The organism is Paraburkholderia terrae (assembly GCF_002902925.1).
Lineage (GTDB): Bacteria > Pseudomonadota > Gammaproteobacteria > Burkholderiales > Burkholderiaceae > Paraburkholderia > Paraburkholderia terrae.
The window spans coordinates 830163-853591 of the sequence record NZ_CP026111.1; the positions used below are offsets into that span (position 1 = coordinate 830163).

Here is a 23429-nt window from a genome sequence, read left to right on the forward strand (position 1 = left end):
TGATGGTCTTTAGGTTGTTTTTGATCTCGATGATTGTGCGACATTGTAATCGCTGGTAAGGATGGAAAGCGTTGCGTGCGCAATACGTTATGTGAAGGAAGATCAATGAATATGGATTCGTCGATGAATGCGTCGGTAGACGTGGCCATCATCGGAGCGGGACCGTCGGGTGCCGTTGCGGCGGCGCTGTTGCGCAAGGCAGGGCATTCCGTGCTCGTGCTCGAGCGCCAGCACTTTCCGCGCTTCTCGATTGGCGAAAGCCTGTTGCCGCAGAGCATGGCTTACCTCGAAGAGGCGGGCATGCTGCAGGCGGTCGTCGAAGCGGGCTTTCAGTACAAGAACGGTGCGCACTTCGTGTATCGCGACCAGTCGTGCGCTTACGACTTTCGCGACAAGCATTCGGATGGATGGGGCACCACGTACCAGGTCGAGCGTGCGACGTTCGACGATCTGCTGATCCGCTGCGCGGCGAAGCAGGGCGCCGACGTGCGCTTCGGCCACACGGTACACGCGATGAAGACGGGCGATGCGCCCGTGCTGGATGTATCGGACGAAGCGGGCAACGCGTATCAGGTGCATGCGCGTTTCGTGCTCGACGCGAGCGGTTTTGGGCGCGTTCTGCCGCGGCTGCTGAATCTCGAAGCGCCGACGCGCATGCCGACGCGTGCCGCTATCTTTACGCATGTGCGCGATGGTATTCCGGTCGACGCGCACGATCGCAACAAGATCACGGTTGCCGTGCATCCTGAGCATCGGGATGTGTGGTACTGGATGATTCCGTTGGCGAACGGGCGTTCATCGGTGGGATGTGTGGCGGAGGCTGCGTTTCTTGATGTGCCCGAGGCTGAGCGCGAGGCGAAGTTGCGGGCGCTGATTCAGAGTGAGCCGACGCTGAACCGTCTGATTGGCAATGCGCCGTTCCTGATGCCCGTACGGCATATTGGCGGGTATTCGGCGAATGTCGAACGACTGCATGGGCCTGGGTTTGCATTGCTCGGGAATGCGGGTGAGTTTCTTGATCCGGTGTTTTCGTCGGGCGTGACTATTGCTCTGCGCTCCGCGCATCTTGCTGTTGGGACGCTTGAGCGTCAGTTTGCTGGTGAGAGTGTTGACTGGCAGTCTGCTTATGATGTGCCGCTGCGGAAGGGGATCGATACGTTTCGTGCTTTCGTCGAGCGCTGGTATACCGGCGAGTTGCAGGACATCATCTTTTATCCCGAGCAGACGCCAGGGATTCGGCGCATGATCAGCGCCGTGCTGGCCGGTTATGCGTGGGATGAGACGAATCCTTTTGTTGCGGATGCTGGGCGCAGGTTGAATGCGCTTTATGAAGTGTGCAAGGTGTAGGGTTTGGTTTTGGTTTTGGTTTAGTCTGCGACGCTGGGCTGGTTTGCTTGGCTCTGAGCTGGCATCCGCGATTTGCGTTCGTGCTTCACGCGTTGCCCCTGTGCGGGGCGGCACCTACTTTTCTTTGCCGCCGCAAAGAAAAGTAGGCAAAAGAAAGCGGCTCACACCGCCAGTTCTAGTGTTTGCCTGAGGGCCCCCAAAGGGTCTTACGCTTCACACGGCAATCACGTGACTTATGTTCGTTGCCAACGCTTTAAATAAACGCCTCACCCACTTCACAAATTCGTACACGTGTTAGCGGCAGCGAATGGTATGTGCCGCCCAGGTGGCAAACTGTGTGTAGGTTGTCGCGTCATATAGGGCAGCGCTCTTACGGGGTGGGACGCATGCGCTATCGGTCTGGAGTGAGGTGCGTGCGGTACTACGGCCTACACACAGTTTGCCACCTGGGCGGCGGTGGACTATCTGGCACGGCATGCTGCGACGCGGGTGTGTGAAGCGGGTGATGCGCTGGCTTGGAGCGTTGGCAACGAACGCGAGCAGGAAGGTTGCCGTGTGAAGTGAGGGACCGGTTGGGGGCCCTCAGGCAGGAACAAGGATTGGCGGTGTTAGCCGCTTTCTTTTGCCTACTTTTCTTTGCGGCGGCAAAGAAAAGTAGGTGCCGCCCCGCACAGGGGCGACGCTTGAAGCAGGCTAACAAATCGCGGATGCCAGCGAAAAGGCAAACGTATAAGTACGACGCATGAAGCACGAAGGCATAGCGCGGATGCCAGCGCAAACCCACGCAACGCGCACCCAACCGCGTCGCAGACGAAAAAAAATCAAGCAGCGATCCGCGCACTCCCGGCAACGCTTTGCCGAACATCATCACGCCGATGCACCCGCTGCCCAGCGGCATAAGTCTCAAACACAGCCCGATCATCCCCAAGCAGCGCAAACGCGAACAACAACTCCTCAAGCGTCTCAGTACGCTCAGTCCGCCGTGCCAACAACGGCGTAGCCTTAGGATCGAGCACCACAAAATCCGCCTCAGCCCGAGGCCTTAACGTCCCAACCCGATCTGCAAGATCAAGCGCTTCCGCCGCGCCAGCAGTAGCCAGCCAGAACATCCGCGTAGCGGTCAAATGATGCCCACCCAGCCGCGCAACCTTATGCGCCTCATTCATGGTCTGCAGCATCGAGAACGACGTACCGCCACCGACGTCAGTCGCCAGCGCAACAGGCATCCCCGATTCCCCAGCCTTGTCGAAATCAAACAGACCACTTCCAAGAAACAGATTCGACGTCGGGCAATGCGCCGCAACGGAGCGCGTCTCGGCCATCCGCCGACGATCTTCAGCATCGAGATGAATACAGTGCCCATACACAGCCCGCGGCCTCAACAACCCATAGTGATCGTAGATGTCGAGATAACTGCGATGACCAGGAAAAAGACCCGCGACCCACTTCACCTCATCATGATTCTCGGCGACATGACTCTGAATGAACACATCAGGATGCAGCTTCGCCAGCGCGCCCGTCGCTTCGAGTTGCGCCTCCGTCGAAGTCGGCGCAAAACGCGGCGTCAGCGCGTACATCTGACGTCCCTTGTTGTGCCAGCGTGCAATCAGCTCGGCGCTGTCGTCGTAGCCCGATTGCGCGGTGTCGCGCAGAAACTCGGGGCAGTTGCGATCCATCAGCACCTTGCCGCCGATCATCCGCACATTGCGCCGCTGCGCTTCAGCAAACAAAGCATCCGCCGATTGCTTATGCACCGTGCAGTAAACGAGTGCCGTCGTCGTACCACACGCAAGCAACTCGTCGATGAAAAAGCGCGCCGTGTCCTGCGCAACAGCAGCGTCGCTGAAACCGCGCTCGGTCGGGAACGTGTACGTGTCGAGCCAAGGCAACAGTCCCGGCGCGGGCGACGCAATCATGTCCGTCTGCGGATAATGAATGTGCGTATCGATGAAACCGGGGACGATCAGCTTGTCGCGCATCTCGACCACCTGCGTAGCGGGCGCGAGCTGCGCAGCGACAGACGCATACGCGCCCGCCGCGACGACATGTCCGTCTTCGACGATCAGAAGGCCGTCTTCGTTGAAGACTGCAGCATTGGACGATTGCGCAGGATCGCCGTTGAACGTCAGCAGTTGCGCGCGATAAGCTGTTTGAGTCATGGTGAAACCGTCTCCGAACTATAAGATCAAGCGGGGATCAAGCAGATGCGCGCCAGTGCGCATCGAGTTTGGCGATCATCGCGTCGCGCTCCGCAGGCGTCACGAACGACGCTTCAAAGCTGTTGCGGATGATCGTGTACACCTCGTCGTCGTCGAGCTTGAGGGCGTCGATCGTCGCAAGGTAGTTTTCGTTGACGTAGCCGCCAAAGTAGGCGGGATCGTCGGAATTCACGGTGACGGCGACGCCCTTGTCGAGCAGTGCCTTCAACGTGTGTTTGGTCAGATCGTCGAACACGCACAGCTTCAGGTTCGACAGCGGGCACACCGTCAGCGCGACGCGCGTATCGGCCAGCCGCGTGACGAGCGCCGGGTCTTCGATGCTGCGCACGCCATGATCGACACGGTCCACTTTCAGCAGATCGAGCGCTTCGTAGATGTACGACGGCGGGCCTTCTTCGCCCGCGTGCGCGACCAGCTTCAGGCCCTTGTCGCGAGCCTTGGCGAATACGCGCTCGAACTTCGACGGCGGATGGCCGCGCTCGGATGAATCGAGGCCGACGCCGATCAGCCGATGTTTGTACTGGTCGAACAACGGCAGCGCTTCGTCGAAGGTTGCAAGCGCATCTTCTTCGGACAGGTGCCGCAGGAAGCACAGAATCAGCTTGCTCGTGAGGCCGCGCGTTTCCGCTTCGGCCAGCGCGCGCTCGATGCCCGCGACCACGGTCGCAATCGGCACGCCACGTTCGGTATGCGTCTGCGGATCGAAGAAGATTTCCGTATGCACGACGTTGTCCGCGAGTGCGCGCTCGACGTAGGCCATCGTCATGTCGTAGAAGTCCTCTTCCTTCAGCAGCACGCTGGCGCCCGCATAGTAGATGTCGAGGAACGACTGCAGATCGGTGAACGCGTACGCGGCACGCAGCGCGTCGATCGAGTCGTACGCGAGCTTCACGCCGTTGCGTTCGGCAAGCTTGAAGATCAGCTCAGGTTCGAGCGAGCCTTCGATATGAATATGCAGCTCGGCCTTCGGTGCGCCGTTCGTCTTGAGAGCTAGCGGGGAAAGTGTGGTTGTCGTCATGGTCGGTCAATGATTCGGGTTATCGGTTGATTTATTCAACGCCCGATGGCTGGTCGGACGTCCCCCAATGCGTTCGATGCATGTTCGATGTTCAGGCTGTCTGCGCCGCATGTGCCGCATTGGCCTCGACGGCTTGCAGCAGTTGCGCCGCCGCCGAAATCGCAATGATTTCCGGCGACTTGTCGACGATGCCGTCCACGCCGAGCGGGCATTTCATCCGCGCAATCGCGGCAGGATCGAAACCGCGCGCAGCAAGCCGGTGCTCGAACTGCTTGCGCTTCGTATGCGAGCCGATCATGCCGAAGAACGCGAAGTCGCCGCGCCGCAGGATGCGCTCGGCGAGATCGAGATCGAGCGCGTGGTTGTGCGTCATCACGATGAAGTACGTGTGCGGCGTGGCCTTGTCGATGGCTTCGTCGGGCGCGTCGTTCGCTTCGATCGTCACGTTCGTCGCGCCCAGTGTGTCGGGCGCCGGGAACTGCGCGTCGCGTTCGTCGACCCAGTGGACGTGGCAGGGCAGCGTCGCGAGTACGCGCACGAGCGCGGCGCCCACGTGTCCCGCGCCGAACAGCACGACGGGGAAGTCGCGCGGCGCGATGGTTTCGGTGAGCAGCGCGCTGCTGTCGTCGAAACCCGCGCCGTCCCACAGCAGACAGTCGGCGCTTTCGACGCCCGGTTCCGGATCGGACAGCATCACCGCATCGGGTGCGGGCCCGAATGATACGCTACGCACCATCGAATGGCCCGCCGCCACGCGCTTGGCCAGCGACGTCACCCAACCCAGGTCGCCGATATCGAGCCGCTCGAACGCGAGCACGACAGCGCCGCCGCAGCATTGGCCAAGACTCGGTCCGAGCGCGAAGCGTTCGAGCCGCCGCATGTTCGGCGCGCGCATGCCGTCGCGCAACACGCGGCGCGCGCTTTCGATCGCTTTCCATTCGAGATGCCCGCCGCCGATCGTATGGCGCGCGGAATCGCGTGTGACGATCATCTTCGTGCCGGCGTCGCGCGGCGCCGAGCCTTCGGCGCGGGCGACGGTCACGAGCACGACGGCGTCGCCGTGCGCGAGCAGTTGCTGCAGATCGGTGAGCCAGGCATGCATCCGGCGGTTCTCCATACGAAGCCGCGCGGGTTGGCCGCGCAGCCGGTTGATCTTCTGTGCGTTGCGGTCGTGTCGCGCGGCACGTTGTGCATGTGTGTTGCTATGCCGTCGTGCCTGCGCCCGCAGGCTCTTGCGACGTTGGACTGGCCGCTGCGGCGATTGTTGCAACAGGCGTGCTTGCGTTCAGCGCATCGATCGCATCGAGGATGGCTTCGGGCGTCGCGGGCGCGCGCAGCGGTGGCGCGTGCGGTGCATCGGGCGCGGTGGCCGCGACAGCATCGCGGATCGCGAGGAACACCGAGAACGGCAGCAACAGCGGCGGCTCGCCGACGGCCTTCGAGCGGAACACGGTCGGCTCCGCATTCGGGTTGTGGTACAGCTTCACATTGAACGCGGCGGGCGTATCGCTGACAGCGGGGATCTTGTACGTCGACGGCGCGTGCGTCATCAACCGGCCGTCGCGGTTCCACCAGAGTTCTTCCGTCGTGAGCCAGCCCATGCCCTGAATGAACGCGCCTTCCACCTGGCCGAGATCGATGGCGGGATTGATCGACTGGCCGGCGTCGTGCAGCGCGTCGGCGCGTACGAGTTTCCATTCGCCCGTCAACGTATCGATCACGACTTCGGATACCGCCGCGCCATACGCGAAGTAGTAGAACGGATGGCCCGTCAGCGTCTTCGCGTCCCAATGCACTTTCGGCGTCGCATAGAAGCCGTCGGACCACAACTGGATGCGCGCGAGATACGCCGCACCGACCAGTTGCGCAAACGGCATCGCCGCGCCGTTCGCGCGTACTTCGCCGTTTTCGAAGGTCACGTCTTTCGCTTCGCCGTCGAGTTCCTTTGCCGCCAGCACCGCGAGGCGTTCACGGATCGCGTGCGCGGCCGCTTCGGCGGCCTTGCCGTTCAGGTCGCTGCCCGTCGATGCCGCCGTCGCCGATGTGTTTGCCACTTTCGATGTATCGGTGGCCGTCACGCGCACGCGCGAGAGCGGCAGGCCGAATGCATTCGCGACCACTTGCGCGACTTTCGTATTCAGCCCCTGGCCCATTTCGGTGCCGCCGTGATTCACGAGCGCTGAGCCGTCCTTGTAGACATGCACGAGCGCGCCCGCCTGATTCAGGAACGGCACGTTGAACGAGATGCCGAACTTCACAGGCGTATACGCGATGCCGCGCTTGAGCACGGGGCTCGACGCATTGAACGCGGCAATCGCGGCGCGCCGCGCCGTGTAGTCGCTCGATTCGATCAGTTCATCCGTCAGCGGCGCGATTACGTTGTCTTCGACGGTCTGGCCATACGGTGTGACATTGCGCTCTTCGATGCCATAGAAGTTCGCGCGGCGCACGTCGAGGGGATCGCGCTTCAACTCGCGCGCGATGCCGTCCATCATCACTTCCATCACGAGCGCGCCCTGCGGGCCGCCGAAGCCGCGAAACGCGGTGTTCGACTGCGTATTCGTCTTGCACGGCAGCGCGACGATATCGACGTCCGACAGGTAATACGCGTTGTCGAAGTGGCACACGGCGCGCGTCGCGACGGCGCCCGACAGATCCGCCGAAAACCCCGCCCGCAAGGCGATCTCGACGCGCGCGCCGAGAATGCGGCCGTCGTCGTCGAAGCCGGCTTCGTATTCGTAGATCGCGTCGTGACGCTTGCCCGTAATCATGAAGTCGTCGTCGCGATCGGCGCGCAATTTCACGGGGCGGCGCAACCGGTGCGCCGCCAGCGACGCCGCACACGCAAACAGCGCCGACTGCGACTCCTTGCCGCCGAAGCCGCCGCCCATGCGCCGGCATTCGCACATCACGCTATGCGTCGGCCAGCCGAACATATGCGCGACGACGTGCTGCATTTCGCTCGGATGCTGCGTCGAGCTATAGACGAGCATGCCGTCCATTTCCTTTGGCACGGCATACGCGACCTGGCCTTCCAGATAGAACTGTTCCTGGCCGCCGACTTCGAAGGTGCCCACGAGCCGGTGCGGCGCTTGCGCGATCTTCTCCGCGGGCGTACCGCGCTTCAGGTGCAGCGGCGGCAGCACATATTGCTTCTTCGCCTTCGCTTCGGCGGCAGTGAGCACGGCTTCGAGCGGCTCGTAGCGCACGACGTCGTCGCTCTTCGCGAGCGCCGCCGCGCGCCGCGCCAACTCATGGCTCTGTGCAACGACGATGAAGACGGGCTGGCCGAGATACAGCACTTCGCCGTCGGCGAGAATCGGGTCGTCGTGCAGCACGGGGCCGCAGTTGTTTTCACCGGGGATGTCGTCGACGGTCAGCACGGCGACGACGCCGGGCGCCGCGCGCACGGCATCGAGATCGAGCGACACGATGCGCGCATGCGCATGCCGCGACAAACCGAGCGCCGCGTGCAGCGTCTGCGCGAGCTCGGGGATGTCGTCGGTGTAGGTGGCTTCGCCGCTCACGTGCAGCGTCGCCGATTCATGCGGCAGCGGCACGCCGATGGCGGCTTGCGCGTCGTGTGCGGCAAGCGATGCGTGATGCACGAAGGCTTCCGTCTGCTTGTTCATGGCCTCTGCTCCTGCGCGCTCGCGGCTGCATCGAATGCGAACGCGTTGACGTCGCACAGCGCGAGCGGATTGGCGTCGCGTGTTTCCAGATGGAAGCGCCACAGCAGATTGCGCGCGACTTTCAGCCGATAGGCGCTGGTTGCGCGCATATCGGTGAGCGGCTGATAGTCGGCGGCGAGCGTGTCCATCGCGCGTTGCGTGGTGGCGGCGTCCCACGGCGCGCCTTTGAGCGCGGCCTCGGCGTGCTGCGCGCGCTTAGGCGTCGCGGCCACGCCGCCGAACGCGATGCGCGCATCGGCGATCACGCCATCGGCGATGCGCAGCGCAAACGCGCCGCACACGGCCGAGATGTCCTGGTCGTAGCGCTTCGCGACCTTGTACGTGCGAAAGCGCAGATCCGGCGCGGGACGCGGCACGCGGATCGCCGCGACGAACTCGCCGGGTTCGAGCGCCGTCTTCTGGTAGCCGACGTAGAACGTATCGAGTGGCAGCGTGCGCGTCTTGCGCTCGCGCTGCAGCACGACGAGCGCATTGAGCGCGATCAACGCCGGCATCGAATCGCCGATGGGCGAGCCGTTCGCGACGTTGCCGCCGAGCGTGCCCGCGTTGCGGATGGGGAGCGACGCGAAGCGCGTCCACAATTCGGCGAGTTCGGGATAGTCGGCTGTCAGCGCGGCATACGCGTCTTCCAGCGACACGGCCGCGCCGATCGTCAGCGTCTGCGCATCGCGTTCGATCGTCTTCAGTTCGGCGACGTTGCCGATATACAGGATGTCGCCGAGATCGCGGAACTGTTTCGTGACCCACAGGCCGACGTCGGTGCTGCCTGCCAGCAGCCGCGCATGCGGATGCTGCGCGCGCAGCGCGGCGAATGCGTCGAGCGTGACGGGGGCGAAGAAAGCTGGCGTGCCGTAGTCGGAGCCGCGTGTGTCGGGCGCGCGGTATTCGAAGGTGTCGTTGCGCTGGATCGACTGCAGCGCCTTGACGACGGCGGCGCGGTCGAGCGCGACGCGCGGATACTGCTGCTCGTCGAACATTTTCTGCGACGCTTCGACGATCGGCCGGTAGCCGGTGCAGCGGCACAGATTGCCGGAAAGGGCGGTGTTGATTTCGTCGCGTGTCGGCAGGCCGGCGCCCGCGGGCTGGTTCTCGTACAGCGCCCACATCGACATCGCGAAGCCCGGGGTGCAGAACCCGCACTGCGAGCCGTGGCAGTCGACCAGCGCTTCCTGAACCGGGTGCAACGCGCCGCTTGCGGCACGCAGGTCTTCGACCGTGAAGAGCGCCTTACCGTCGAGGGTCGGCAGGAACTGGATGCACGCGTTGACGGCTTTGAGCATCAGTTGCCCGCGCGAGTCCAGTTCACCGACGACGACCGTGCAAGCGCCGCAATCGCCTTCCGCGCAACCTTCCTTGGTGCCCGTGCAGTACAGGTCTTCACGCAGGTGCTGGAGCACGGTGCGCGATGCGGGCGCGCCGCTGATCTCGCGGACGGTCCCCTGGTGATAGAAGCGGATGGTTTGCGTTGTCACGGCGAATCCTGAAGACATTGCGGACCGGGCGCGCGTTACGCATGGGGTCGAGCCGTAGCCGGCCTCGCGCACGTAGATCGCCATCCATGCTCGAACATAACACCACTTTGTCCCAAAAATATTTCCTCGTTCGAATGGGGGTTATTCGGTGGTGGTCATGAGGGGGACGGGCTTGGTGCGCTTCGAGCGCGCGGAGTCCGCGCGGAGCCTTATGGGGTGGTGCTTCGATGTGTACAGGTGTTGATGCCTGACAGGCGGGGGTGTGGCGGTATGCATACAGCGTCGACCTTTGCAGGTAGCCGGGATTTGGTTTTTGCAGCGCAAGATGCTGGTGGATTTTTGGTCTTTTGCTGGCATCCCGCGTTGTGGTGTTTTGCTGCGCATGGCGTTTGGTGCTTTTAGCCTTTGCGCTGGCATCCGCGTTTTGCCTTCGCGCTTCAAGCGTCGCCCCTGTGCGGGGCGGCACCTACTTTTCTTTGCCGCCGCAAAGAAAAGTAGGCAAAAGAAAGCGGCTAACACCGCCAACATTTTTTCCTGCCTGAGGGCCCCCAACCGGTCTTACGCTTCACACGGCAATCACGTGACGCATGTTAGTTGCCAACGCTGTGAATAAACGCCTCACCCACGTCACACACCCGTACACGTGTTAGCGGCAGCGAACGGTATATGCCGCCCAGGTGGCAAACTGTGTGTAGGTCGTCGCGGCGTATAGCCTGGCGCTCTTACAGGGTGGAACGCGGGCGCTATCGGTCCGAAGTAAGGCGTGCGGAGCACCTAGGCCTACACACAGTTTGCCACCTGGGCGGCGGTGGACTATCTGGTACGGCATGCTGCGACGCGGGTGCGTGAAGCGGGTGCTGCGCAGCGCAGGAGCGTTGGCAACGAACGCGAACAGGAAGGTTGCCGTGTGAAGTGAGGGACCGGTTGGGGGCCCTCAGGCAGGAACAAGGATTGGCGGTGTTAGCCGCTTTCTTTTGCCTACTTTTCTTTGCGGCGGCAAAGAAAAGTAGGTGCCGCCCCGCACAGGGGCGACGCTTGAAGCAGGCTAACGAAACGCGGATGCCGCCGCAAAGGCCAAAAACACCAACCGGCAACGCGTGAAGCACGAAGGCAAATCGCGGGTGCCAGCGAAGAAAAGGCAAGCCGCGAATGCCGGCAAAAAGGCAACCCGCGGGCCAACACACCAACGAAACCGTTGACCACTTGAACCCACGTTCCCCAGAAAATCCTAGGCAACCCCTTCTTACCGCGCGCGGCGATTCCGCCACAGACTAAACGCCAGCGCGACAAACGCAACAACGAACCCGATCAGCGACCAGCCAGGCAGGGAAATACCGAGAATCGGCGGATACGGCGTTTCACACAGACCCGCGACCTTGAACACGCTCGGCAGCCAATGAGCGGGCGGCAGGCCGTCGACGATCGGCTGCAACGCATCAAACCCGCAGCTGAAGTTCGGATGCGACTGCACATACACGTGCCGGGCGGCCGTCAGCAGCCCGCCGAGCGCCGACAAAAGCGCGAGCAGCTCGAGCAGCCTGACGCCCGTCCAGCCGCGCAGCCGCGCGCCGAGAAACGCGAAGATCGCGATCAGCAGATAGAAATAGCGCTGGATGATGCACAGCGGGCAAGGATCTTCGTGCTCGACGAACTGCAGGTATAGCGCGCCCCCCACGAGCGCGAGACAGACGAGACCGAGTAGAACGAGCAGACTGCGCTCGCGGCGCAATGTAACGTTATCGATAATCATGATCCTGCTAGCGGTGGAAGTTCGGTAAAAGGTGCGGCGATTCTAGCCGAAGCACACGGCACATGCCGGGGCCTCCGCAAGCGACGCCGCCCATGGCAACAAATCTCAGCGAATCGTATTCAGTACCGCTTCGACGGCCCGTCCTATTCCCAGCAGCGCGTCATCCGCGTGCGGCGCGGCGGCCAGCATCAGCCCGACAGGCGCGCCGCCACGCGGATGACAGGGCAGCGAAATCGCACACGCATCGAGGAAATTGAACGCGCTCGGGTTGCGCAGCACGAGGCCGTTGGCGCGGAAGAACGCCTCGTCGTCATCGACCAGGCCGGCGACGCGCGGCGGCACGATCGGCACCGTCGGCGCGACGACGGCGTCGAGGCGCTGCCACATCGTGCGCGCCTCGGCCAGCACGGCGGTGCGCTCGGCGAGCAGGTCGAGATAGTCGGCGGCTGTCGCCGGCTGGCCCTTCAGGATGCGCGTGAGCACGCGCGGATCGTACGCGTCGCGTTGCGTTTCGAGCAGCGGCCGGTGCCACGCGTAGGCTTCGATCGGCGAAAAGCCGAAGCGGTTGATCGTGACGAGCCGGTCGAGCGGCGCAAAGCGCACGTCGCTGACGATCGCGCCCGCCGCCTCCAGATGCTTGAGCGCGGCGTCGTAGGCCTGCGCGACTTCCGGCTCGATATCGTCCGTGACATAGTGATTCAGCACGCCCAGCCGCACGCCTTCCAGCGGACGGGTGGCGGGAACGACGGGTTCCAGCCCAGCGAGAATCCGGTCGACCAGCGCGCAGCACGCGACCGTCGCGCCGATAGGGCCGAAGGCGTCGAGCGTCGGCGAAAGCGGCACGCCGCCTTGCTTCGGCACGCGGTCGGCGGTCGGCTTGAAGCCTGTCAGGCCGCATAGCGCGGCAGGAATGCGCAGCGAGCCGCCCGTGTCGCTGCCGAGCGCGACGGCCGCCATGCCGTCCGCCACCGAAGCCGCCGCGCCCGACGACGAGCCGCCCGACACCCGCTCGTCGCCCTTCACGCCGCGCCGGTACGGCGACAGCGGATTGCCGTAGTGCGGGTTGAGACCGAGGCCGGAGAACGCGAATTCGCTCATGTTCGTGCGTCCGACGATCACGGCGCCCGCGCGCTTCAACCGCGCGACGGCAGGAGCGTCGGACGTGGCGGGCGCGGCGTCCGCGAGCACCTTCGAGCCGGCGCGCGTCACCTGGCCTTCGATGTCGAACAGGTCCTTCACCGACACGGGAATGCCCGCAAGCGGCGACAGCACGGTCCCCGCCGCGCGCAGGCGGTCGTGCGCATCGGCCGTGGCGCGGGCGTTGTCGGCGTCGACCCGCATGAAGACGGCCGCGCCCTGGCCGGCGGGATCGGCGATGCGTTCGAGCGCTGCTTCGACGAGCGCGCGGCTGGTGGTGCGGCCGGCGGCGAGATCGGCGGCGAGCTGGGCGAGCGGCGGGAAGGGCGTGGATTCAGGTGACGTGGCGGTGGTCATGGCGTGAGATCGAAGGTCGGCAGTCGAGAACCGTATTGTGACGCGTCAGGCGCAATCGGCGCGAATGCATCAAGACCGCGCGACACCGCGCGAGTTTCGCCGAAAGCCTGTGTTTGTATCCTTTCTTCGTGCTGCGCTAAATGGTTTTTAACCGTTCGTGCGTTACCATCGCGTTCTGGATTACTTTTTGTAAGGAACAAGACTATGCACCACGGCATCGGCTTCATTCAGGATCTGGCAGTCGTAATGGCGCTCGCCGGCGTCGTTACCGTGCTGTTCCATCGCCTGAAACAGCCGGTGGTGCTCGGCTATATCGCGGCGGGCGTGATCATCGGGCCGTACACGCCGCCGTTCCAGCTGATTCACGACGAGCAGACCATCCAGACGCTCGGCGAACTCGGCGTCGTGTTCCTGATGTTCTCACTCGGGCTCGAGTTCAGCTTGCGCAAGCTGTTCAAGGTCGGCGCGACGGCCATCGTCGCCGCGCTGTCGGAGATCGTGCTGATGCTGTGGATCGGCTACGAGATCGGCAGCGCGTTCGGCTGGAATTCGATGGATTCGCTGTTTCTCGGCGCGATCCTCGCTATTTCGTCGACCACCATCATCGTCAAGGCGCTCTCCGAACTCGGCCTCAAGCGTGAGAGCTTCGCGCAACTGGTGTTCGGCATTCTGATCGTCGAGGACATTCTCGCCATTGCGATGCTGGTGCTGCTGTCGGGCATCGCGCAGACGGGCGAGCTGTCGGCGGGCGTCGCGTTCGTCACGCTCGGCAAGCTGCTGCTGTTCATGACGGTGTCGCTGGTGGTCGGTATTCTCGTCGTGCCGCGCGCGCTCAATTACGTCGCGAAGTCGCAGAGCGACGAGATGCTGCTCGTTTCCGTGCTGGGTTTCTGCTTTGCGTTTTGCCTGCTGGTCGTCAAGCTCGATTACAGCATCGCGCTCGGCGCGTTCCTGATTGGCGCGATCATGGCTGAGTCGCGCCACCTGCACCGCATCGAGCATCTGATCGCGCCGCTGCGCGACGCGTTTTCGGCGATCTTTTTCGTGACCATCGGACTGATGCTCAACCCGGCCGTGCTGGTCGACTACGCGTGGCCGATCGCCGTCATCACGGTCGCGGTGATTCTCGGCAAGATCGTCTCGTGCGGCTTGGGAACGTTCCTCGCGGGCAAGGACGGGCGCACGGCGATGCGCGTCGGCATGACGGTGTCGCAGATCGGCGAGTTCTCGTTCATCATCGCGTCGCTTGGGCTCACGCTGAAGGTGACGAGCGCGTTCCTCTATCCGATTGCCGTCGCCGTCTCCGCGCTCACGACGCTCTTCACGCCATACCTGATCCGCGCGGCCGACCCGCTCACGCAGCGCCTCGGCCGCGCGATGCCGCGCACGGTCGCCAACGTGTTCGGCATGTACGGGCAGTGGCTCGGCAGTCTGCGGCCAGCGTCGGGCGAGCCAACCGTGTTCGGCCTGACGCGTCGGATCATTTTGCAGATCGCGGTCAATCTCGCGATCGTCGCGGCGATTTTTCTGGGCGCGTCTTATGGTGCGCCTTACGGGAGTGGATTCATTGAGAAATGGCTGCCGTCCGAGCCGATGCAGCGCGTCGTGCTGTGGAGCGCTGCGCTGCTCGTCTCGCTGCCGTTTCTTGTCGCCGTCTACCGGAAGACCAAGTCGCTTGCGCTGCTGCTGGCCGAAATCAGCGTGCAGCCGGCGAAGGCAGGACGCTTCACGAGCGCGATCCGCTACGCCATTTCGGACCTCGTGCCTGTCGTGTCGATGGTAGGCGTGTTTCTGCTCGTCGCGGCGCTGTCGAGCACGATCCTGCCGCCGACGGGCCTGCTCGTCGCCGTGCTGGTCGTCGCCGCGCTGCTGCTGACGCTGTTGTGGCGCTGGTGCGTGCGAATTCACGCGACGATGCAGATCGCGCTGCGCGAAACCTTCGACGAGCAGCCCGATCCATGATGCGGTACGCCTGTGTCGCGCCGATTGAGACACGTTCGCGCGAGGTTGCATGTTGTGTCCTGATGTGACGAATTGTGTGCTGGTTTGCCCCGGTGGGGCGCGAGGCGGATAATGAGACATGTCTAATCGTTCGCGCGCGAAGACGCGTCTGTCAAACAGTCATGAGCGAGAACAACTCCGATAACGCCGGCACACCCGGCACACCTTCTCCTTCGACGAGCCAATCCGGCGCAGCCGGGTCGCCATCGTCACCGGCGCCTTCGTCGACTCCCTCGGCCCCAACGCCCACGCCCACTCCCGCACGGGAAGCCAAAGAAGCGGCTTCCACCGATTCCCCAGAAAGCGCCTCCAACGTGACGCCCGAGAACGCCGCCGCCGCGCAGCGACGCGACGCCGAACAGGCACGCGCGAGCGCTGCGCAGGCTGCCGCGCAGCAGGAAGCGGCGGCGCGGGTGCAATCGGTCGTGTCGAACGCGGAACGGGCGGCGGCGACGGCGGCGTCGGCGAACCCACCAGCCGCGAGCGCTGCGTCAGGCGCGACGTCTGGTGCAGCGGACGCGGCGGCTAAGGCGCCTGCGGGCGGCGAGCCGGACGGCACGCTCGGCGCGTCGGCCAAAAAAGACGGCGCTCCGCCGCCGGGCTTCGGCTCGGCACCGGATTTCAGCGCATCCAATCCGCCACCCGCGAGCGCCTATCCGCCGGGACCGCCTGCCTATCTGAAGCACAACGATTCGGCATGGTCCGTTTTCGGACGGATCATTGCGGCGCACGCGCGGCAGATTTTCGACCGCGCGGGCCGCAGGATCACACAGCGGACGTTGCGCATTGGCGTGTCGGCGCGGATCTTCCACCCGGAGCCGGGCGCGAGAGGGTTGCGCGGGAAGACGCTGCAGTATCTGGAAGAGTCGATCGCGCACTGGGTGATGTCGCGCGACGTGCTCGTCTTCATGATTCCGACCGTCGGCCATCAGGGGATGCTGCACCCGAGCAATATCCGCCTGCGCGACTACGCGAAGCATCTGGACGGTCTGCTGCTGCAAGGCGGCGCCGACGTGTCGCCGCAGTCGTACGCTGAGGTGGCGACGCGTCCCGAATGGCCCGGCGATCGCGTGCGCGACATGTACGAACTTGAGCTGCTGCATGAGTTCGTCGAGTCGGGCAAGCCCGTGCTCGGCGTGTGCCGTGGTTGCCAGCTGATCAACGTCGCGTTTGGCGGCACGCTCTATCAGGACATCGCGACGGATGTGCCGACTGCGGGTGTCCACGTCAACGAGCATTACGACCAGCATCGGCATTCGATTCATTTCCCCGAAGGCTCGACGCTCGTCAACATGTTCCCCGGCCGGCGCGAGGCGATCGTCAACTCGATTCACCACCAGGCGGTCAACCAGCTGGGACGCGATCTCAACATCGAGGCGGTGTCGGGGACGGACGGCATCATCGAAGCCGTGCGTTACCGGCGTGCGCCGTTCGTGATGGGCGTGCAGTGGCACCCTGAGTTTCACCGCGCGGGCGGTCCCGAACTGCTCGATTGCACGCCGTTGCTCGATACGTTCCTGCGGGTCGCGCGCGAAACGCGTTTCTGATTGCTGCGTTTTCTGAGTCTTTCGATTTGACGCGAGCGGGCCGCTGATGGCCCGCTCGCGTTTTTCATTTCTATCTGTCGAACGTCTGCGCGACTCCTGTCGCAAACTCATTAGTTTGAGAAAACAACCGTCGTTTTTACGATCTTTTGCGTTTGCGCATCGAATTGCTTAGTTGTCCGTTCATCTCGATTTAAAGTCCTGTCACAGCGCGTCAGAAAGGGCATATTCCGCGCGATAATCCGAGGCTGTTTCTGGATACGCATGGAGTATCGACGTATGAAGTACCCCTTGGATCTGCGCCGCATGGTATTGCTCACGCTTGCTTGCGCGCTCATGCATGGCGGCGTCGCGCTGGCGGCCAGCAAGTCGGCGGCGGGAGCGGGCGTCGTGCGCGCCGGCTCGGGCGCGGCGAAAGGCGCACCAGCCGACGCGCCGGACACGCAAAGCGATGCCGGCTCCGCCGACGATACGGGCAGTGCGGGCAGTGCCCCCGGCCTCGACGCGAATGCCGACGCAAGCGGCAGCGTACAAGGCGAGGTCGCCGATCTGATGCAACTGATCCACGACGGCGGCCTGACGGAAATGCGCACCACGTATAACGGCCGTTATGGCGCTTCGCTGTTCTTCCACGCGCAGAGCATGACGTACTACGTCGCGCTGTTTCAGGACAAGCACTTCTGGCGCGTTATCAGGACATCCGACGAGGCGCGGGCCGAATCCATCTATACCGGCTTCGCGCGGCAAACGGCGCAACTCGCTGACGTCGAGATCCGCCGGGCTCAGTTGCAGGCGCAGAAGGCATCGATCGAGCGGGTGATCGGCGAGTCGCAGGCGCGCGCGCAGCGGCTGCAAACGGATATCGAAGTGGCGCGCGCCCAGGAAGCGAAGGTCGCCGACTATCAGCGGCAAACGCAGGATGAAACGCTCGCGTTGCGTGACGAAAAGGACAAGGCGCAGGCGCAATTGCGTCAGTTGCAGCAGCAGGTGCTGCAGTTGCAGCGTCAGACGGAGGCTGGGCTGCCGGGGAACCGGTGACGGCGTTTGCTGCGTGCAAGCTTGCAGACGCCGGCACTGCCTGTTGGCAGCGAAACGCAGCATGGTGTCGTGACAGAAGAAGCGAAGGGCTGAGTACAGAATTTATCTGGACTCAGCCCTTTTTGTTTGAGACTGATTCGGACGGGTCGCCGCTCGCGGACTTACTTCGAAAAGCTATCGGGGACTTCGGTGACGCGCCGTTGTGACATGTGGTTCATCCACTCGGTGCTGTTGGTATTCACGCGGTCCTGGCGGATCGTGACCGGCGCGACATTCCGTACATGCGTGCCCGCCGACATTGTGACGGAATCATAGTCGCCATTCAGGCGCGCCGACGGCGCGAGAGGAGAGTAGTCGCCAGCCACAGATGGCAAGTGACGCGCGCGATGTCCCGTCGAAAGCGGTGTTTCCGACGATGCATGCAAGTCGTGACGCGGCGTGATGTCCAGCGTGCGGGCCGCTGCATGAGGCACGCGACGCGCGCTCGTATTCGTAAACTGGTTGCGCTCGCGCTTCGTCGAGTTAGCTTTGCGTACATCTCGCGCCGAACGATCGATGCCCGACGGCTTAGCGCTCCTTGGCGGAACGCTTGCATGGGCATCGACAGTGCGCGTAGCGACGTACGACGTACGATCCGCGGTGATTCGCGACGCTTTAGGAGCAGGCGTTTCGTAACCAGTAGCGGGCGAAGCGGACGCATGTGTCGTTGCAGACGCGGTACGCGTGGAGGAAACATGTCCGGCGTCACTGCCCGACGTGTTGATCGTCGCGCTCTCGTCCGGTTCGCGCGCCGTCAGATCCCCGCGCGTGCGATTCCCCGCGACGGGAGCATCCGCCGGGCGCTCGATATTCCCGGAACGGCTATGCACGTATTCAGCCTGATTCGCAGCGGCATTGAGCGTCACCTCGGGCGCGGCGGCGAGGGTCGGCGCCGCAGGCTGTCGAGGATGGTTCGCCATCAGCCACGCAATCGCGGCCACGCCACCGATCGCGCATGCGCCGCCCGCAAGCGTGTTCCATTGACGGCTCTCACGAGCCGGCGCGTGCATCGGATGACGCATGCCCAGTGGAATCGGGCTGGGTGCGGCGGCAGGCTCCAGCGTGGCCATGCTAGCGGAGGGCTTTCGCAGACTGTCAGGATCCCAACGGCACATGGCGCGGATAGCGTCGGCACTCAGGCAAAAGGTGCGCAGCATCGCGGCGTACAGCGCCTTCAGTTCCGTGCGGAAGCTGACATTGGGCGGCAGCAGCGCCCATTCGCGGCCGAGCGAGCGCGATACCAGCTCAAGAGGGCGAAGGCGCGGCATTCTGATTTCGCCGACTACTAGTGTGAGTGGGGATGTCGACACGTCTTCGCCTCGTTCTTGTTCGTTTGTTTGGCCTCGAAGCGGCAGACGACAGCAGATGTGAACGCAACGCACGTTCACGGCCCGGTCGAGGCGTTGGGTCGCGGTATCGTGGCAGACGGTTGTCGATTCAACGATCGGAGAACTCTTAAATATTTAGTTATCTTAATAATGTGTCGATTCGCAATTCAGCCGATAGACATATCTCAATGCCGTGATATCGACTCCGCCCATATGATCAGGCTCGGCGCCCGAAAACTGCCAGCCTTGCCGTTCGTAGAACGCGATCGCGGACGCATTGCCTTCCAGCACATACAGATACAACTGCGCCTCGCCTTGCTCGCGCGCCCAGTCCTGCGCGGCGCGCATCAGCAGCTTGCCTGCGCCGATTCCCTGGTGCGCGGGCAGCGCGTGCAGATTGTCGAGCAGCACGCCCCACGGCGAATCCGGCTGGCGCTCGACGCATACGAAGCCGATCGGCTCGCCCGCACGCTCCGCGACCAGCACGGTCCGCCGTTCGGCGCCTGGCGCCGACATCCGCGCGCGCCAGTACGACGCTCGCTCCTGTGTGACCTCGCCGTCGAGAAATGCATCCGGCAGCAACCCGCGATAGGTCGCCTGCCAGCTCGCGCTATGGATGGCGGCGATGAGATCGGCGTCGGCCTCGGTCGCGGGGCGTAGCGTGAGGGACGAAAGAGCGGGCAGCGAAGCGGAATCGGACATTGCGGCGGTATTGCGCGGTAGAAAGGAGCGGATTGGCCACCAGCAGGCGGCAAGAGAGTCACAGAGAGTCACGATACGGCGCATGTCGCCCGGCGTCACCTGGCGCGGCTTGCCGGTCGAAAGCCGTATCGGAAGAATTTTCTTGGAAGTGCGTGATTGTAAGCAAATTGTATTAAATGCACGCCATTCAGAGTAACGTTATTATCACGTCAGGCCCATGTCGTAAGCGAAATATCACGTTTACCCTGATATCTCGACAGCATTTGCCGCATGAGAATACCGCGCCCACGCAAAGCGCCGCGTCCTGACGGGCGCAGACGCGACCCGGCCGAGCCGGACCGGGCATCCGCGCTGTTCCGGCGGACCGTTTGAACTGCCCAACGCTGTCTGTTCCTGCAGGCAGCGGGCTCATTTCGAGAAAGTCATGGCAACTGCATCCCATGCTCAAGTAGCGACGGACGAATCCAAGGTCCGTACCGTATTCCGCGTCGTCAGCGGCAACTTCCTGGAAATGTACGACTTCATGGTCTACGGCTACTACGCCGCTGCGATCGCGAAGACGTATTTTCCGAGCGGCAATGAATTCGCATCGCTGATGCTGTCGCTGTCGGTGTTTGGCGCGGGCTTCCTGATGCGTCCGCTCGGCGCGATCGTGCTCGGCGCGTACATCGACCATCACGGCCGCCGCAAGGGCCTCATCTTGACGCTCGCGCTGATGGCGCTCGGCACGCTCACCGTCGCGTCGATCCCGGGCTACGCGACGATCGGCGTGCTCGCGCCCGTGCTCGTGCTGATCGGGCGCCTGCTGCAAGGCTTCTCGGCGGGCGTGGAACTGGGCGGCGTGTCGGTGTATCTGTCGGAGATCGCGACCAAGGGCAACAAGGGCTTCTATTGCTCGTGGCAATCAGGCAGCCAGCAGGTGGCCGTCGTGTTCGCCGCGCTGATCGGCGTGATCCTGAACCGCATGCTGCCCGCCGACCAGATGACGGCATGGGGCTGGCGCGTGCCGTTCCTGATCGGCTGTCTGATCGTGCCGTTCCTGTTCATCATTCGCCGCTCGCTGAAGGAGACGGACGAGTTCCTCGCGAAGAAGCACCGTCCCTCCGTCAGCGAGATTTTCTCGTCGATGCTGCAGAACTGGGGTGTCGTGCTGGGCGGCATGGGCATGGTCATCATGACGACGGTGTCGTTCTACATGATCACCGCGTACACGCCGACCTTCGGCAAGGAAGTGCTGAAACTTTCGTCGATCGACACGCTGATCGTCACCGTCTGCATCGGCGTATCGAACCTGGTCTGGCTGCCCGTGTCGGGCGCGATCTCGGACCGCATCGGCCGCCGTCCCGTGCTGCTGACGTTCACGATCCTCACGATCCTGACGTCGTATCCGGCTGTGCAATGGCTCGTCGCCGATCCGTCGTTCGCGCGTCTTTTGATGGTAGAGCTGTGGCTGTCGTTCCTGTACGGCTGCTACAACGGCGGCATGGTCGTCGCGCTGACGGAAGTGATGCCGGTCGACGTGCGCACGGCCGGCTTCTCGCTGGCGTACAGCCTGGCTACGACGATCGGCGGCTTTACGCCCGCCATCGCGACGTATCTGATCCACTCGACGGGCAACAAGGCGGCGCCCGGCCTGTGGATGAGCGTAGCGGCCGTCTGCGGCCTGATCGCGACGCTCGTGCTGTATCGCACGCCGGAAGCGCGCAACCAGTATCGGACGGCGTAAGCGTTCGTTGCGCGGGGCGTGAGTCCCGCCTGGTTCTGAAGCTGCAAAGCAAAACCCCCGCATGCGTGCGGGGGTTTTTTATTTGATCGAAGGCTTCGGCAAAGCAGCGCTCAACTGCGTAGCGCCGCCGCCACCTCGTCGACGACCTCGCCCCACGCGCCAGGACGCGGCTGCCGCACAAGCCGCGCGGACGGATACCACGGGCTGCGCGTATCGCGCGTGAACCAGCGCCAGTCGGCGGCGAACGGCAGCATCAGCCAGAGCGGCTTGTCGAGCGCGCCCGCCAGGTGCGCGATGGCCGTGTCGACCGACACCACGCCGTCGAGCCGTTCGATGATCGCCGCCGTATCGGCGAAGTCGCGGATGCGCTCATCGAAGCGATGAATGTTCTTCGGGTGTGGATGTGCGTCGAGCGCGGCGCGTTCGTCGTCGCTGAGCGCGGGCTGCAGCACGATCCAGTCGATACCGTCGAGCGCGAACAGCGGTTCGAGCGCGGCCAGCGGCAGCGAGCGGTTTTCCTGACGCTGCGCGCGTCCCGACCATGCAAGGCCGATCTTGCGCTTCGCCTGTCCGCCGAGCGAGCCTCGCCAGGCGCGCCGCGACGCGGCAGGCGCATTCAGATACGGCGTACGCGCCGGAATCTTGTCCAGCTCGGTGCCGAGCGCGAGCGGCAGGCTCAACAGCGGGCATTGCAGGTCGGCGCGGGGTCGCGGGGCGCCTTGCGCAATCAACGTGACACGCCATTGGTGCGCCGTCGGCTCGAGCAGCGACAGCAGCTGCGGCTGCACTTCGAGCACGACACGCGCGGCGCGCTGCGCCACCACCTCGACGAAGCGCACGAATTGCAGCGTGTCGCCGAAACCCTGTTCGGCATGCACGAGCAGCGTGCGCCCGGCAATCGGCTCGCCGTTCCAGCGCGGCAGCGGCGCCGCGTCCGGCGGAACCGCCGCGTTTTCCAGCCGCCATTCGTATTCGGGCAGGCCGCGCTTGAAATCGCCGAGCGTGAGCAGCGTCACGCCGCGGTTCATGTGCGCGATGGCTTGATCGGGCCGCAGCCGCAGCGCCTGCTCGAAAGCGCGCAGGGCGGCGTCGTACGCGCCGAGCGCGTGATGCGCGGCGCCGAGACTCAGCCAGGCGAGCGCGAAGTTCGGGTCGAGACCCACGGCGCGCTCGAAGCGCGGCCGGGCTTCTTCGTGACGGCCGAGCGAGGCGAGCGCGTTGCCAAGGCCGAACAGCGCCGGTGGCAGGTTCGTCTGCAGCGCGAGGACGGCTTCGAACTCGGCGACGGCCTCATGATGCTGCCCCGTCGCGTCGAGCGTATTGCCCAGGTTGAAGCGCGCGGCGACGAAGCGCGGTTCGATCTTGAACGCCGCGCGAAAATGCGCGATGGCCTCCTTGGCCGAGCCGAGCGCATTGAGCGCCATGCCGATGTTGTTGTGCGCGCCCGCATGGCCGGGCCGCAGTTCGAGCGCGCGCCGGAACGAATCGACGGCTTCGCGATGCCGGCCTAGCGCGTGCAGCGCATTGCCGAGATTGACGTGCGACGACGCGTCCATCGGCTGCAGGCGCAGCGACTTCTCGAACGCGTCGACGGCGTCTTCGTGGCGCCCGGCGAGCGCGTACGCATTGCCGAGGTTGTAATGCGCCATCGGAAACGTCGGCGCGAGGGTCAGCGCATTACGAAAGCGTTCGATTGCCTGGTCGAGCCGGCCGAGCGCCTTCAGCGCGTTGCCGAGGTTCAGTTGCAGCGCGGCGTCCTGCGGGCGCAAATCCGCGGCGCGGCGCACGAGGTCAGCCGCTTCTTCGTGCTGGCCTTGCTGATGGCGCAGCACGCCAAGCAGATGCAGCGCATCGACGTGGACGGGATCGAGTTCAAGCGTGGCGCGATAGTCGCGCTCGGCGTCGTCGAGCCGTCCGTCGCGATGCGCGCTGTAGGCGCGGTCGAATACTGGATGCATGACGCAGGCGAGGGTGTGAGGCAGGAAAACGCGCATTTTCCCATACTCGGCGCATGCCCCCCGACTTGACGCGGACAGTGTTGCTCAATAACATATGAACA

Annotated in this window: 15 protein-coding genes; 5 read left to right on the forward strand and 10 right to left on the reverse strand. The window is 63.9% G+C overall.

Annotated features, from left to right (window positions below):
* Positions 1–105: 105 nt before the first annotated feature.
* Positions 106–1347 (forward strand): NAD(P)/FAD-dependent oxidoreductase, encoded by a 1242-nt coding sequence (locus tag C2L65_RS03760; RefSeq protein ID WP_042313179.1) that lies wholly within the window; start codon positions 106–108, stop codon positions 1345–1347.
* 821 nt (positions 1348–2168) lie between these two features.
* Here C2L65_RS03760 and guaD read toward each other — a convergent pair.
* The 7 genes from guaD to C2L65_RS03795 form a co-directional block, all read right to left on the reverse strand.
* A complete protein-coding gene (gene guaD / locus C2L65_RS03765; protein ID WP_042317198.1) occupies positions 2169–3506 on the reverse strand; it encodes a guanine deaminase in 1338 nt (445 codons plus the stop codon).
* Positions 3507–3543: 37 nt separating this feature from the next.
* Positions 3544–4584, reverse strand: coding sequence for an adenosine deaminase (locus C2L65_RS03770; RefSeq protein WP_042317195.1), 1041 nt, complete (start codon positions 4582–4584; stop codon positions 3544–3546).
* Positions 4585–4675: 91 nt separating this feature from the next.
* Positions 4676–5686 (reverse strand): xanthine dehydrogenase accessory protein XdhC, encoded by a 1011-nt coding sequence (gene xdhC / locus C2L65_RS03775; protein ID WP_042317200.1) that lies wholly within the window; start codon positions 5684–5686, stop codon positions 4676–4678.
* A 100-nt stretch (positions 5687–5786) separates the two neighbouring features.
* Positions 5787–8216, reverse strand: coding sequence for a xanthine dehydrogenase molybdopterin binding subunit (xdhB, locus tag C2L65_RS03780; RefSeq protein WP_042317194.1), 2430 nt, complete (start codon positions 8214–8216; stop codon positions 5787–5789).
* Positions 8213–9748: a xanthine dehydrogenase small subunit gene (xdhA, locus tag C2L65_RS03785; protein WP_081921564.1), complete on the reverse strand. Its 1536-nt coding sequence runs from the start codon at positions 9746–9748 to the stop codon at positions 8213–8215. The genes xdhB and xdhA overlap by 4 nt, the downstream gene beginning before the upstream one ends.
* Before the next feature lie 1243 nt (positions 9749–10991).
* A complete protein-coding gene (locus C2L65_RS03790; protein WP_042316358.1) occupies positions 10992–11498 on the reverse strand; it encodes a disulfide bond formation protein B in 507 nt (168 codons plus the stop codon).
* Between the two features lie 105 nt (positions 11499–11603).
* Entirely contained in the window at positions 11604–12992 is a 1389-nt protein-coding gene (locus C2L65_RS03795; RefSeq protein ID WP_042316355.1) for an amidase, read from the reverse strand.
* A gap of 204 nt (positions 12993–13196) precedes the next feature.
* Here C2L65_RS03795 and C2L65_RS03800 point away from each other — a divergent pair, with 204 nt between their 5' ends.
* The 3 genes from C2L65_RS03800 to C2L65_RS03810 all read left to right on the forward strand — a co-directional run bounded on the left by C2L65_RS03800 (position 13197) and on the right by C2L65_RS03810 (position 17575).
* Entirely contained in the window at positions 13197–14954 is a 1758-nt protein-coding gene (locus C2L65_RS03800; protein WP_042316352.1) for a cation:proton antiporter, read from the forward strand.
* 161 nt (positions 14955–15115) lie between these two features.
* Positions 15116–16540 carry a gamma-glutamyl-gamma-aminobutyrate hydrolase family protein gene (locus tag C2L65_RS03805; protein WP_042316350.1) on the forward strand — a complete coding sequence of 475 codons (1425 nt, stop codon included), beginning with the start codon at positions 15116–15118 and terminating at the stop codon, positions 16538–16540.
* A gap of 276 nt (positions 16541–16816) precedes the next feature.
* Positions 16817–17575, forward strand: a complete 759-nt coding sequence (locus C2L65_RS03810) for a DUF2968 domain-containing protein (RefSeq protein WP_042316347.1) — start codon at positions 16817–16819, stop codon at positions 17573–17575.
* A gap of 161 nt (positions 17576–17736) precedes the next feature.
* Here the strand turns inward: C2L65_RS03810 and C2L65_RS03815 are convergent, their stop codons facing one another.
* Complete coding sequence (locus tag C2L65_RS03815) at positions 17737–18924, reverse strand: hypothetical protein (protein ID WP_233446472.1); 1188 nt, start codon at positions 18922–18924, stop codon at positions 17737–17739.
* A gap of 162 nt (positions 18925–19086) precedes the next feature.
* Positions 19087–19644, reverse strand: a complete 558-nt coding sequence (locus C2L65_RS03820) for a GNAT family N-acetyltransferase (RefSeq protein WP_042316342.1) — start codon at positions 19642–19644, stop codon at positions 19087–19089.
* 424 nt (positions 19645–20068) lie between these two features.
* Here C2L65_RS03820 and tcuC point away from each other — a divergent pair, with 424 nt between their 5' ends.
* Positions 20069–21370: an MFS transporter gene (gene tcuC / locus C2L65_RS03825; RefSeq protein ID WP_042316339.1), complete on the forward strand. Its 1302-nt coding sequence runs from the start codon at positions 20069–20071 to the stop codon at positions 21368–21370.
* A gap of 110 nt (positions 21371–21480) precedes the next feature.
* Here tcuC and C2L65_RS03830 read toward each other — a convergent pair whose 3' ends face one another.
* Positions 21481–23328 (reverse strand): tetratricopeptide repeat protein, encoded by a 1848-nt coding sequence (locus C2L65_RS03830; RefSeq protein ID WP_042316337.1) that lies wholly within the window; start codon positions 23326–23328, stop codon positions 21481–21483.
* Positions 23329–23429 lie beyond the last annotated feature (101 nt).

Bases quoted from the DNA above. Each gene is read 5' to 3' on its own strand.
- C2L65_RS03760 (WP_042313179.1), top strand. From the start codon at position 106: ATGAATATGGATTCGTCGATGAATGCGTCGGTAGACGTGGCCATCATC.
- guaD (WP_042317198.1), bottom strand. From the start codon at position 3,506: ATGACTCAAACAGCTTATCGCGCGCAACTGCTGACGTTCAACGGCGAT.
- C2L65_RS03770 (WP_042317195.1), bottom strand. From the start codon at position 4,584: ATGACGACAACCACACTTTCCCCGCTAGCTCTCAAGACGAACGGCGCA.
- xdhC (WP_042317200.1), bottom strand. From the start codon at position 5,686: ATGCATGCCTGGCTCACCGATCTGCAGCAACTGCTCGCGCACGGCGAC.
- xdhB (WP_042317194.1), bottom strand. From the start codon at position 8,216: ATGAACAAGCAGACGGAAGCCTTCGTGCATCACGCATCGCTTGCCGCA.
- C2L65_RS03790 (WP_042316358.1), bottom strand. From the start codon at position 11,498: ATGATTATCGATAACGTTACATTGCGCCGCGAGCGCAGTCTGCTCGTT.
- C2L65_RS03795 (WP_042316355.1), bottom strand. From the start codon at position 12,992: ATGACCACCGCCACGTCACCTGAATCCACGCCCTTCCCGCCGCTCGCC.
- C2L65_RS03800 (WP_042316352.1), top strand. From the start codon at position 13,197: ATGCACCACGGCATCGGCTTCATTCAGGATCTGGCAGTCGTAATGGCG.
- C2L65_RS03805 (WP_042316350.1), top strand. From the start codon at position 15,116: ATGAGCGAGAACAACTCCGATAACGCCGGCACACCCGGCACACCTTCT.
- C2L65_RS03810 (WP_042316347.1), top strand. From the start codon at position 16,817: ATGAAGTACCCCTTGGATCTGCGCCGCATGGTATTGCTCACGCTTGCT.
- C2L65_RS03820 (WP_042316342.1), bottom strand. From the start codon at position 19,644: ATGTCCGATTCCGCTTCGCTGCCCGCTCTTTCGTCCCTCACGCTACGC.
- tcuC (WP_042316339.1), top strand. From the start codon at position 20,069: ATGGCAACTGCATCCCATGCTCAAGTAGCGACGGACGAATCCAAGGTC.
- C2L65_RS03830 (WP_042316337.1), bottom strand. From the start codon at position 23,328: ATGCATCCAGTATTCGACCGCGCCTACAGCGCGCATCGCGACGGACGG.